The organism is Paenibacillus sp. FSL F4-0243 (assembly GCF_037963295.1).
GTDB lineage: Bacteria > Bacillota > Bacilli > Paenibacillales > Paenibacillaceae > Paenibacillus_AQ.
Map to the genome: position 1 here is coordinate 4,137,349 of NZ_CP150151.1, position 12,552 is coordinate 4,149,900.

At 42.9% G+C, this 12,552-nt stretch carries 8 protein-coding genes; 1 reads left to right on the forward strand and 7 read right to left on the reverse strand.

Translation table 11 applies throughout. The annotated features are described in order from the left end of the window. Window positions 1–106 precede the first annotated feature (106 nt). Both NSS87_RS18280 and NSS87_RS18285 read right to left on the reverse strand, forming a co-directional pair. Window positions 107–1,888, reverse strand: a complete 1,782-nt coding sequence (locus NSS87_RS18280) for a methyl-accepting chemotaxis protein (RefSeq protein WP_339241889.1) — start codon at window positions 1,886–1,888, stop codon at window positions 107–109. Window positions 1,889–2,051: 163 nt separating this feature from the next. Further along, a complete protein-coding gene (locus tag NSS87_RS18285; RefSeq protein WP_339241891.1) occupies window positions 2,052–4,163 on the reverse strand; it encodes a glycoside hydrolase family 52 protein in 2,112 nt (703 codons plus the stop codon). A 173-nt stretch (window positions 4,164–4,336) separates the two neighbouring features. Here NSS87_RS18285 and NSS87_RS18290 point away from each other — a divergent pair, with 173 nt between their 5' ends. Continuing rightward, complete coding sequence (locus NSS87_RS18290) at window positions 4,337–5,251, forward strand: helix-turn-helix domain-containing protein (RefSeq protein ID WP_042189155.1); 915 nt, start codon at window positions 4,337–4,339, stop codon at window positions 5,249–5,251. A gap of 76 nt (window positions 5,252–5,327) precedes the next feature. Here NSS87_RS18290 and NSS87_RS18295 read toward each other — a convergent pair whose 3' ends face one another. From NSS87_RS18295 to NSS87_RS18315, 5 genes are all read right to left on the reverse strand, one after another. Next, a complete protein-coding gene (locus tag NSS87_RS18295; protein WP_339241893.1) occupies window positions 5,328–6,164 on the reverse strand; it encodes a carbohydrate ABC transporter permease in 837 nt (278 codons plus the stop codon). A gap of 1 nt (window position 6,165) precedes the next feature. Continuing rightward, on the reverse strand, window positions 6,166–7,104 hold the full coding sequence (locus NSS87_RS18300; protein WP_042189157.1) for a sugar ABC transporter permease: 939 nt from the start codon (window positions 7,102–7,104) through the stop codon (window positions 6,166–6,168). A gap of 81 nt (window positions 7,105–7,185) precedes the next feature. Beyond that, on the reverse strand, window positions 7,186–8,535 hold the full coding sequence (locus tag NSS87_RS18305) for an extracellular solute-binding protein (RefSeq protein WP_339241896.1): 1,350 nt from the start codon (window positions 8,533–8,535) through the stop codon (window positions 7,186–7,188). A gap of 223 nt (window positions 8,536–8,758) precedes the next feature. Further along, entirely contained in the window at window positions 8,759–10,534 is a 1,776-nt protein-coding gene (locus NSS87_RS18310; RefSeq protein WP_339241898.1) for a sensor histidine kinase, read from the reverse strand. Window positions 10,535–10,554: 20 nt separating this feature from the next. Then, on the reverse strand, window positions 10,555–12,168 hold the full coding sequence (locus NSS87_RS18315; protein WP_339241900.1) for a response regulator: 1,614 nt from the start codon (window positions 12,166–12,168) through the stop codon (window positions 10,555–10,557). Between the last annotated feature and the right edge of the window lie 384 nt (window positions 12,169–12,552).

Genomic DNA, 12,552 nt, shown 5'->3' on the forward strand with positions numbered 1-12,552 from the left:
CCTTAGTATTCAAAAGGTTATTTACATCAGAACAGCAAAAAAGAGGGGTTACTCCCCCTCTTTAATATTTTACATATTCTATTTCTGTAACTCTAAGTCTGAACATCTATTCCAATTTAAACTGATTTACTAAAGCACGCATCTCATTTGAACCCTCTTGGAGCTTGCGAGCAGATGCGGCAATTTCCTCCATAGATGCAAGCTGCTCCAGAGTGGCAGCAGATACAGTCTGTGCAGCCGAAGCTGAGTGCAATGAAACCTGCTCGACCTCCATCACCGCAGCAGATATTTGTTCGGAGCCCGTGTACATCTGTTGTGCAGCGGTCGAGGATTGCTCCACCTGATCTACGATGGTCCGGGTGGCCTGCAAAATGCGTTCAAATGCTTTACCCGTATCATCAATCGCTTGAACCCCTGCTGCGACTTCATTTTGGCCTTTACTCATCGAATGATGGGCATGACCTATACTCGTAATAATTTCTTCAACCATGACTGAAACCCTTTCAGCGGCTTCACTTGTTTGTCCTGCCAGCTTACGGACTTCACTAGCTACCACTGCAAATCCCCTGCCTTGTTCTCCTGATCGAGCAGCTTCAATTGCCGCATTAAGCGCTAATAAATTCGTTTGCTCAGATATTCCTTTAATAGTACTGACGATGGTGCCTATTTGTTGAGACTGGTCATTTAAACTAGTAACGGTGATCCCTAAATCATCAACAGTATTACTTACTGCGTTCATTTGCTCGGAAGAGTTAATGATAAGGCTGTTTCCTTTATCAGCCTCTTCCAGTGTTTGCATCGACAGCTGATAGGCATGTGTAGAGGCTTCAGCTACTCGCTGAATCTCTTTTACCATCTCCTCCATCGATTGGGAAGTCTCCTGCGTTGAGGAAGCTTGTTTCTCACTATTGTTCGCCACTTCAGTCATTGAGGATGAAGTCTGAACAAGTGCCGCTGTGGTTTCACCTAACGTTGAAGACAACTGTTTGGAGGAAGAAGCTAATAACTCCGAGCTTATAGTTAAATTCCCAACTAATTGCCGAATATTACCCGATAATTGATTAAAGCTGATTCCGAGCTGTCCGATCTCATCCCGATTGCGCACAGTCAATGCTTTACCGCTTAGATCCCCTTGAGCGATCCGTTCAGCTTCACGGGCTATGCGTACAATCGGTCTTGAAATATGTTGTGCAAATATGTATATTACAGCGATTCCGATGACAACGCATACAATCAATGTAGTAATAATTCCCTTTAGAATGGTTTGTTGCCCGGTATTATAGTCTTGCATATAAGAGCCTGCTGCTACGACCCAGCCCCAAGAGGGCGATAGTTTAGCATAAGATATTTTCAACGCTTCTTCTCCTACAGCGTTTCCAGTACCATCCGATTTAGGTAGCGGCCATTTATAGTAAGTAGCTCCACCACCGTTCTGTGCTGCTTTAATCAAATCCTGTATGTAAAAAGTACCGTTTGAGGTTTGTTTATCCCAAATATTATCTCCCTCTAGTTTGGGATGAGCAAGCAGTTCCCCCTTGTTATCTAATATAAAGAAATAGCCGTTTGGACCCAAATCAATTGATTGATTAATAGGCCGAGTACCATCCTCATTTTTGTTTCCAAGTAGTAAGGTCCGTACTTGCTCTTGGGCTTCCACTTCAGTCAACTGTCCCGATTGAACGGAATTTTCCAAATTCTCAATTAAGGCGACAGCCAGATTTACGCTTGAACTCAGTTTACTCTCAATGAGCTGATTCGTTTCTTTGACTGAAATCTGATAAATAACTGCTCCTAATATTCCGATGGGAAGAATTAGTAGTGTGAGTGACATCACGAGCAGTTTTTTCCGAATTGTTAGTCGCAACCTTGTACGTGTAACTTTTACCATATACACCGCTCCGCATCCTATTAGAATTAATTACAAATTAATACTATAGTACTAGTTTTGGGAATATAAATCAAAAAAAGAAATTCATAATTTAACAAAAAAAAAGCAAACGCCCCCCTAATAAGAGGTCCGTTTGCCATTTATTCAATGAAACTCCAAATTCCTACTTCTCATCCAACCACAATATCGCTGTTACTCCACGAGGATAATATTTACTGCCTGTAATCTCCCCGGAAATAATTTGATCACTCCAGCTGAAGATCGATAATTCTGGATGGGTAAGCCATGCCACATGAGCGCGATCTGCTGCCGCTCCTCGTTCATCCCATTCCAGTCCCAGAATGTTGCGGGCGATGAACTGCGAGAGATAGATTTTGCTAAGCCAGCTGTTATTGCTAGTGGATGAGATTTTCCAACCGCCGTCATCAAATAAGCAAACGCCCGGCTTCAACACCGCATGAAGATGCTTGTCGAGTGCGCCGATATATGCGGCGAACCGTCCATTGCGATCAAGAGCTTCCTTACAACCCGTATAGTATGGGAATACAAGACCCTCGATAGCCGGAATGATCTTGGAGTCGTTACCTTCTCCAATCACAGCCGGGATATATCCATCTGCTGTAACGCTTGCCACCATCGTTGCGGCGCATTTCTCTGCCCCTGCCCCTGCTGTTTTGGACAGCTCCGCACGCTCATACTCTGCAAATATTTTCTCCATAGCTAAGTAAGCCGCCCAGCATTTTCCTGCCAAGTAAATATTGTTGCGAGCCTGACCTAAAGAGACATCCAGACTATCATAGGTAGTAATCTCTGCTCCACCCATCGTACGTGAACTATCTAGCGCCATAACACCGTTTCTTTGCTCAGGATCTGGATGATCCCGATTTAACATACTATCCAAGCACTTTTCCAAGATACTCAGATTACGTTCCATCCAGCTCCGATCACCTGTGTGTTCAAGATAAGTTGCCGCACTCAGCACCCAGTTTACCAATTGTTCATGTGTCATATGAGAGAAGCAACCATCAATGCCATATAACTCATAGGAGGAATAGCCCGGACGTGAAACTACGTTGGCTACACCCATATCATGTGTGAAGCTAATTCCACCTGGATACTCTGTATCATCCCCAGGGAAACGTACCGTATCTTCATAGCTGAATCTTTCTACGAACATATCCAGCTCATTGCGAACCGTCCAAGGATTCAGACGCAGCTCGTAGAATAACTGATCGACGGTCAGATCAAAGGTATTCATCATCCGGTATTCGCCTTCGTTGACGATCCAGAACGGCTTATTTTTATTATCCAGTAATTGTGTGGAACCATAATAACTACGAATCGCATGCGCTAGCATAAAGGTTTGATCTTCGGATAGGTTTGCATGATTAAACATCTCGTTACCTTTCTCCGCTGCTTGTTTAAGAACATCGAATTTAGCTAATGCATATTCGGCTACTGCCTCAACATTGTTGAAATAGCGATTATAGTAATAGGAAGCATCCATACCAGAGGTAACATAACCCGAACGGTGAAAACAAATCGCAAACCGGTACGTTTCTTTTACTCCGGCTGGAACATCCATGATTAAAGCACCCACGCGACCCAGTCCAAAGGTCCAATTTTCCTGAAGCTCTTCACTTAGAATATCCTCCATCGTGAAATGAAGTGCGGACTTTGTAGTGCCTTTCTCGGCAGCAATCGCAATAAATCTTCCTTGTCCAACGCCTGTAATTTCAGATGACACATCATCCAGTCTTCTCATTCCGCTATACACATCTGTTCCCTGAAAACCAAAGAACGCGCGACGTGAGGTAGCTGATGAGGTGTTATCCACTTCTAGCTCAACCAGTACTGCTGGCAGCAACACTTCCTTCATTTCTTCCACAGACGCAGTTTCAGGATCTGGTACTGATCGAACTGGCGAGAGAATCCGGAAGGTCAGATCCCCCGCACTCCAGCTGTCTGTAGCTACTTGAAAATCTCTAGAAATCTCACGATCTTGAAAAGGGAACAGAATATTCTCCTTGTCTGGATTGGGGTCTGGATTCTCGATGTCATAGCGTTTGCTCTCGTCATCTCCGCCAATCTCGTGAAATGGTAGTGTGTCATAACCTTTCCCATCAGTGCGTTCTAATCCTATGAATATATTCTGTCTAGGAGGTTTGGCCATCTCCAAATCGAAACCACCACTAGCTCCTTTAAATCCTAAGGTAAAACTCGCAAATGCACCGATCGGTGAATGATGAGCATTAAAAAATTTATTATGTAACATAAATAAATGCACTCCCTCCAACATGATCCCGGATACCTCCGGGCTATATATCCATGTTATCGATATTTCTGGAAGTGCAACAGGGCTAAAGCCTTCTATTATTTGGGCAAATCAAACATCGATAACAACCTATGCTATAATTAAGCCAAATTTTATTGTAAAAGAGGATTGAAATGATCTCGAATGATCCCGCCTTCCATAATTCTATTGACGGTCAGATGTCACCAGACATTCAAGCAGCCTTTCATATCTTCGCCGCACATTGGAGAAAAGTAAATTCGGATTGGCAATATCCTGTACACACTCATCCGATGTTTGAGATTAATATTGTCCTTCAAGGTGAGCAACAAATGACGGTAGGCAATAAGTCTTTTATACAGAAAAGCGGCGATATTTTATTCATTCGTCCCGGTGTTGAGCATAGTAGTATGGGTTCAAATGCTGACTGTGACATGACTTATTACTGCCTGCATTTTGATATCGATGATCTGATTTTGCGGCGTGCCTTACTTACAGCAGATGCTGTTAGTCTCAGCGGAAACACCCCCGAACTGCTGGCCATCCGTTCCGCGCTAGATGTAATCATTAACTCTTCCATCTTGTCAGAGTCTAAAGACACACATAGAAATCGCTTGATCACACTGCATGCTTCACTGCAGCTTCTGACCGCGCTCAGCGGTTGGGTGCTTTCGGAAATGCCTCTCCCATCAGATACAGAAGCTACAGAAAATACAGTTGCCCTGGCTAACGCTATTGAAGGACTATTGCAGGAATCCGTCTCCACCGCTGCCAGCACAGGCGAAAGAGGTGGCGGTATTGAGGACATTGCTGCTAAGCTCGGATATAGCACTACTCACTGTAATCGTGCTTTTCATCAAATCTATGGGATGTCACCAAGGCAATATTTATCCCGCTTAATCATTCGACACGCCAAACTGCTGCTGATGGATAATAGTCTATCTGTCGAATCGGTTGCTCAACGACTGGGGTACCGTGATGTGTCCCATTTCAGCAAACAATTCAAACGCTGGACTGGTCTGCCACCAATGGGCTACCGCCGTTTAACTGCGAATCCAAGCACACTTTAAAGATCTTTACGCCTACGAAAAAAGGGGTGTATTCCGCTGTCCACTAAGTGGTTACAGGATACATCCCTCTTATGAATTACCCCTTCGTCGCTCCCGACGCAATCCCCTTCACAAAATACTTCTGCAAAGCGATAAACACAATCAACACAGGCACCACCGACATCGCTGTTCCCGCAAAAATCATATCCCAACGTGAAGAGAATTCTCCGATATAACGGTAAATTTCCACAACCATCGTCTTAGCCTGTCCTGAAGGTAATACCAGCATCGGCATCAAGAAATCATTCCAGATTCCAAGTCCGTTCAAGACAACCATGCTTGCCGTAACAGGCCCTAATAGCGGGAAAACAATTCTCCAAAATATCCCGTACCGAGAACAGCCATCAATCTCTGCCGCTTCTTCAATTTCTCTAGGTATTCCTTTGACAAAACTGGTATACAGCAGACATCCGAAACCTACCGCACCGGCTACATAAATAAGAATGGGTCCCGCAAGGCTACCGTACAATCCTAGCATTCTAAGCTCTTTGAACAAAGGAATCATATACGCCTGAAAAGGAATCATCATTCCGGCCAAAAAATATACGAACATAAATCGAGTCCATCTAGTATTTCTACGTTCAATGGCATACCCTGCCATAGGAATAATCAAGACCTGCGCGGCGATAGACACCGCCGTCAGAATCAGACTGTTCAGAATCGCTCGTGGAAACTCTGTTTCTGTTAACAGGTATTTAAAGCTGTCCAAATAAAGGGTTTTCGGAAAAGCAATGGCATCCTTCATGATCTCTGCATTACTCTTAAAGGCCGACATCAAATTAAAGAAAATAGGAAAGAAAAATAGAATAGCCACTACTAAGGTACCCATAAACAGTGCGATTTGCCCAACTCTTCTGCGTGTCTGCATCGTCATTTTAGAGCTGCACCTCCCGCTTCTGGAGAACCTTCACTTGAAAGACTGTAATGATCAGTATGATTAAGAACAAGACCATGGCCAGCGCCGTACCAAAGCCTTGTCTTAATTCACCAAACCCAACTTTATAAATAATATAAGTTAACGTCTCCGTCTCAAAGCCCGGACCACCATCGGTCATGACAGCAATCTGATCAAAAATCTTCAAGGCGCTGATCATCGATAGTACCATACATACAGTCATTGACCCCGCAAGCAGCGGAAAGGTGATATGCCGGAACTGTTGCCAGCCCCCTGCTCCATCAATACTTGCCGCTTCATTCAATTCCTGCGGAATACCTTGCAATCCAGCGAGATAGATGATCATATAATAACCGGCGCCTTTCCAAACGGTAGACAAAATTATCGACAGCATCGCATATTTAGGATTGCCCAACCAATCTACAATCCAGCTTCCGAGACGGGCAGACTCCAGAATCTGATTAAATACACCAAAGTTGTAATTCAGAATCATCGCCCACACAAAGCCCATTACGATCCCACTCAGCAGTGTAGGGAAATAAAACACACTTCTGAATAAATTACGGAACCAGCGTACCTTATCGACCATCATAGCCATTGCAATAGCTGCAATATTCTCTAGAACAACTAGTGAAAGAGTCATGATCATCGTATTTTTCAGCGCATTATGCACCCTTGGACTATTCCAAATTTCCACGAAGTTAGCAAAACCGATATAGCGGACGTCATCGCTGATACCATCCCATGAAGTAAAGCTTAAATAGACACTTCCTACCGTTGGGACGATAACGAACATGGTGTATAGAATAAATGAGGGTAATATGAACAATAGAGCGTAAGACTGCCATTTTTTCTTTTTCTTTTTGAGCTTTAACGTGGCAATCAATGACTTGTCAGCATTTACTGCGGATGTAGCCATGGCTACTCTCCCTCCCTTAAGGCAGGCTTGTAAAAAAGAGAACCTCTGCAGCAGCAGAGGTTGCTCTAACAGGCGCTGCACTTACATCTGATTAGCTTTCACTTGGTTGTCATATTCTTTATCAGCATCTTGCATATATTTAGTTACGTCTCCATCTTTCACAACAAGATCCTGCAGCAGTTTGTAATACCAGTTGCGGAACTGTGGAGGAATCAAGTTATCACCCCACCAGTTGTTGATCGCTAAGGACTTTACTACATTCGTGTCAGCAATAAGATCTAAAGCCACTTGCATTTGTTCACTGGTATCATAAGTTACTTTTTCTTTAGTCGAAGGAATTGCGTTTATCGTCGCTAAATAATTCGAATATTGCTCCGGGGCGAAGAAAAAGCGGATAAAATCTTTAATGGCTTCTGTCTTCTCTGCGTCCTTAGCAGCTTCTGTGGATAAGGACCAGCCTGCTGGAGACGGAAGACCAATCACATTGATATTCCCTTCACGGTCAGGAAGACCATAGAAGCCAAATTCAAAGTTTGGATCAGCTTCTGCAATTTGTGTAAACATCCACGTACCGGAGTACAATTGTGCGGCTTTTCCGGAAACAAGAATCGAAGCGGTTTGATTATCTCCCGTGCTCAGCCAGCCTTTATCAACATAATTCTTGAACAGCTCTTTGAAATCAGTTATCCCTTGAACTACATTAGCATCCGTGAAGCTGACAGTTTTAGCTGTGCGTTTAGAGTTCCAATCTGGATCTTTCGAGTAGACATCATCGATCAGGAATTTGTTTACCCAGAAGCCCATGTGGAAAATGTCTTTTCCGCCCACTACAATCGGAGTAATGCCTGATGTTTTCAATTTTTCTTGAATAGCTATGAATTCGTCATAGGTTTTGGGAAGCTCGGTGATCCCTGCATCTGCATATGCTTTTTTGCTGTAAATAATTCCTTGAGGTGCGTTGACTTGCAGTGGTGCATTCCACACCTTGCCATCCACTTGAGGAGGGGCTTCGAACAAATCTAGTAGATCGGAAGGCAGCTCTACAATTTTACCTGCGTCGGCAAAGACTTCAGTATCACGCATTTCCACCAGGTCCGGGAATTCCCCCACTGCATCTTTTGTTTTGAGCCAGTCAAGATAGGCAGCGGATGAAGTTTCACTCAAATCTTTGATGGTGACGTTCGGATTAGCTTCTGTAAATTTTTTGACCGTATCGGCGATAGCTTTTTTGGTCGCCGGATCACCGGATGCGTAGCCTATCGTAAAGCTAACTTCTTTCTTCGTCTCTTGCGGTGCATTTGCAGGTGCTTCGGATGCTGGTGTATTGCCTGCACTATTGCCGGCACTATTATTATTGCCACCACAAGCCGTCAAAGCTGTCGTTGTGGCGAGCAACAATACGGATAATTTCATCATTGTTTTTGTGAGCATACCTTAGTAGCCTCCCCTTTTGTATTCACTGTGGAAACTGAAGCAAGATGTGCGCATCATCTCTCGAAAGCGTTTCCGTTGCTATAAGAATAGCATTCATTATTAGTTGCTTGAATGAACTTTTTTAAGCGGGATGTGTGGTGAATTTAAGATGTGTTCAAGTACGATTTCAAAAAAAGAACGAAAGACCGCAGTCTTTCGCTCATCGCCTAACCCTTGATATTCATTCTCCATCCGCGAGTGTATAGGGATTCTCTACAATTGGAAACGACAAAAGAATCGATGTTCCAATATGCTCTCTACTACTTAAGGACAGCCCGTATTCTTTACCATATACTGTACGAATCCGCTCATGAACATTTTTTAAGCCGACATTTTTACTGGGCGAACTAGGCTGTTCCAAGATTTCACTCAACAGCAGTACCTTTTCTTTGCTCATTCCAATTCCATCATCATAGATTGTAGCCAGCAACTTATCCTCTTGCTTCTCGACGGTTAGCGCTACTGTACCTCTCCCTTGACCGCGTAGTCCATGCTGAATAGCATTTTCAACAATCGGCTGAAGAGACAATTTCAGAATGTACCAGTTCAAATCCACTTCCGGCGAGACATCCACGACAAGCTCAAATTTATTCTCGTACCGTACAGAAATGATATAGAAATAATCCCGCAGATGATCCAGTTCCTCTCGGATGCTTACTTTATCCTCCCCATAATCAATCACATATTTTAACTGGTTGGATAACGATAAAATCATATCTGCAACCTCATCATTATCTTTATCCACGGCATTCATTCGAATAACTTCCAGGGTATTGTATAAATAATGTGGCCGAATCTGGCTTTTTAAAGCATTTAACTCAGTTTGCTTCTGCTTGATCTGGGCAACGTAAGCTTCATCGATATAAGCCTGTAGACGCTCAACCATTCGATTAAAACCATGGCTAAGTCTACCCATTTCATCATTGCTGTTCACTACCATCTGGGTATCAAGATTACCGGATTCTACAATTGCCATTTGCTTAATTAAGTTTCGTATCGGAGCAGCTAATCTTCTAGAGAACCAGACTCCCATGAGAATCATCACAATCGCACAAATAAACATCGCTATAAACACGGTCGTACGGGCTGAAAAAAGCTGATCGAATAAATTCGCTCGATGAATTCTTGCAGTCACCTTGCCGTTAAGAAAAGGAATATCCTCACTGAGGACGATCATTTTCTCATCTTTCCGTGCATGTAGTACCTCACCATTCTCTGCTGCGTTCTCATTTGTGAAATATATATTTCCATCGCCATCTAATAAAAACAGATCATCCTGTTCTCCGAGATTTAGCTCTCTAAAAAACTGATTGAATATGGATGCATCAACGTCCATAAATAAAGTCCCTACAACCTTTGGCTCCTTGGTAACACGCCCAGAAATATCAATCAATGTACGTCCAATTGTGAATACACTTCGCTTTGAGCCTATGAAGTATTCCTCGGAATGAGTAGGAAAAATAGCCACATGAGATGGATCCGGAGCCATTTCCGTCAACCACTCTTTATAGGGCAGCAGATCAAAGTTGATCCCTTTGTTTTCTTTTTCCTGATAATATAGCTTATCGTCTAACTCCCTATGAAAATAAACACTAGTGATATAAGAGTCGCTGTATAGAACTGTTTTTAGAAAAGATTCAATGGGAATCGTGTTGATTTGTTCTAGCTCATTTACATTATAGGTTTGATTCTGCGAATAACTCTCGATAAAGCCTTCATAACGCCCCGTGTACATCAGTTTGGAAATCTCATTGTACTGATTAAAGGCAGAATTTAAGTTATAGCTCATATATAGCACCATTTGCTGCAAGTTACTTGTTGTGTAACGCTCGACATATCCAGAGAAAGTCTGAACAGAGATATAGCTAAGCGCAAACAACGGAATCAGACCGACTAGTAAAAAAGAAGCGGAGAACTTAACAAATAGGCTTTTGGATCTTCGGCCCCAGATAAACATGAATGAAGGCATCCCCTTTGCTATCCATCTGACGATTGGCTTTTGAAAGATTGCTTATACTCTTGTGGCAGTTTGCCGTATTTCTTCTTAAACATGTCGCTAAAATGCCGCGCATTGTTGTATCCTACACTGTCAGCAATCTCATAAACCATCATATCGCTTTGCAGCAATAGGCGTAGTGCGTGATTCATTCTTACCTCTGTTACATAGTTCTTAAAGTTCTGACCGGTATGCTTTTTAAAAAAGCTGCTGAAATAATAGGAGTTCATAAACATCATCCCTGCTATAGACTCCAGCGTTATGTTTTCTGGATAATGCTCATCTATATAAGCCTTCACTTGTGACAGTAGCTTTAGCTCCTTGTTGCCCATTCGACTGCTGATTTGCTCAGACATCTTACCCAGAATCAATCGAAACTCTTCCTCAACTTCTTGAAACGTAGTAAGACTAGCCATTCGCTGAAGCATAGGACTAGTATCCTGAACGGAAGGACCTGCCTCCACACCAAATTGCATAAGCTCCTGTTCAAGTTGGAGGATCGCATTATAAACGGTAGACACCGCTTGATTTCTATTCCCATCAGCCATGATCCGAATCATCTGAAGTAATCGCGAGCTCTCATATGTTATTTGCTCTTTGTTTTGAGATTTTAAGGCGATGCTTAGGGTGGATTGTATTTCATGCAAAGGAGTTATGATTAACGATTCATTTTCGAAAGGATTCTTTCTATAAGATAAGACACGATTTAGCCCTGCGAAATATTTACAGTGTAGCGCTTTCAAAGCGTTGCGGTAAGAATTATCAGCTTCGTCCATTCCGTCTACGGTGTTGCCCACGCCAATGGATACCTTCAATTTGAGAAAATTATTAATCTTCCCATGCAGATCCTCTGCCAATCTCTCTGGTTCCTCCGCATGCTCATGTTGAAGTAGAATGCAAAAACGTTCACCTTTGCGGAACATATAACTATTCTCTCTTTGCTCTACAGTTTCCTTAATAATGTTAGAGAGCGCAAAATCAATCAGCTTACGTTCACGCTCCTCCCATCTGGATGGCTGACCTGAGGATTCATCCGTCTCCACTATACAAATACTAACGTACCGACTGAGTGCAATAATCCCCATATCTTGTAGGGTATCCGCCGTCCCCTTGTTACCGTCCGTCAGTTTATCGAGCAATTCTTCGATGGTTAATCTGTGGTTTCTCTGTTCATAATGGTTCAGCTTTTCTTTGTTGCGTTCTCCTTCAGTTTCTTGACGAATAAGCGAAACAGCTTTACTAACGACCTGCTCCAGCTGGTTCTTATTCACTGGCTTCACCAAGTAATCCAGCGCACCATATTGCAGTGCCTGACGGGCATATGTAAACTCCTGATAAGCGCTAATAAAAATAACCTTTACCGACCTGCCAGCTTCATGAAGCTCGCGGATGATATCTATTCCTGTATAGCCAGGCATGCTTATATCACTAATAATCAAGTCAGGACTATGTTCTTCGATCTGTTGTTTCAATTCAAGACCGTCACTGGCTTCTCCAACGATGCTGAGGCCGAGGTTTTCCCAAGAAATTAGTTTTTTTAGACCTCGCAAAATCACCGGTTCATCATCGGCGAGCAGTACCCGAATTCCCTTCATTCTACAGTCCCCCTACCTTAGAAAAATCATCTCACAGTAGCCTAATAAACTTATTCTAATGATAACAGACAAACAATCTTTGGTGCATTGTGTGGGAATGAACTTTTTTAAGGAGAAACTGCAGTTATTTAAGAATGTTTTAAAAGAAAATATTATACGGTGGCGGTCGTAACTGCAGGGAATGTTTGGACTTCCGGCCGCTGTTGTCCCCAGTAATTTAACCGTGATTACGGTTGAAATCCGGAGACAGCTTATGCTTAAGATGCGAGCTTTCCTACGGAAAGCTTTCGGGCGGTCGCTATCGCTCCTACAGTTCCAAACTTCCCTCCGTTACTGCTCACCTGTTATTCTTTTTAATGTCTGAAGTTAAAAAAGTCTTACACT

Bases quoted from the DNA above. Each gene is read 5' to 3' on its own strand.
- NSS87_RS18280 (WP_339241889.1), bottom strand. From the start codon at position 1,888: ATGGTAAAAGTTACACGTACAAGGTTGCGACTAACAATTCGGAAAAAA.
- NSS87_RS18285 (WP_339241891.1), bottom strand. From the start codon at position 4,163: ATGTTACATAATAAATTTTTTAATGCTCATCATTCACCGATCGGTGCA.
- NSS87_RS18290 (WP_042189155.1), top strand. From the start codon at position 4,337: ATGATCTCGAATGATCCCGCCTTCCATAATTCTATTGACGGTCAGATG.
- NSS87_RS18295 (WP_339241893.1), bottom strand. From the start codon at position 6,164: ATGACGATGCAGACACGCAGAAGAGTTGGGCAAATCGCACTGTTTATG.
- NSS87_RS18300 (WP_042189157.1), bottom strand. From the start codon at position 7,104: ATGGCTACATCCGCAGTAAATGCTGACAAGTCATTGATTGCCACGTTA.
- NSS87_RS18305 (WP_339241896.1), bottom strand. From the start codon at position 8,535: ATGCTCACAAAAACAATGATGAAATTATCCGTATTGTTGCTCGCCACA.
- NSS87_RS18310 (WP_339241898.1), bottom strand. From the start codon at position 10,534: ATGTTTATCTGGGGCCGAAGATCCAAAAGCCTATTTGTTAAGTTCTCC.
- NSS87_RS18315 (WP_339241900.1), bottom strand. From the start codon at position 12,168: ATGAAGGGAATTCGGGTACTGCTCGCCGATGATGAACCGGTGATTTTG.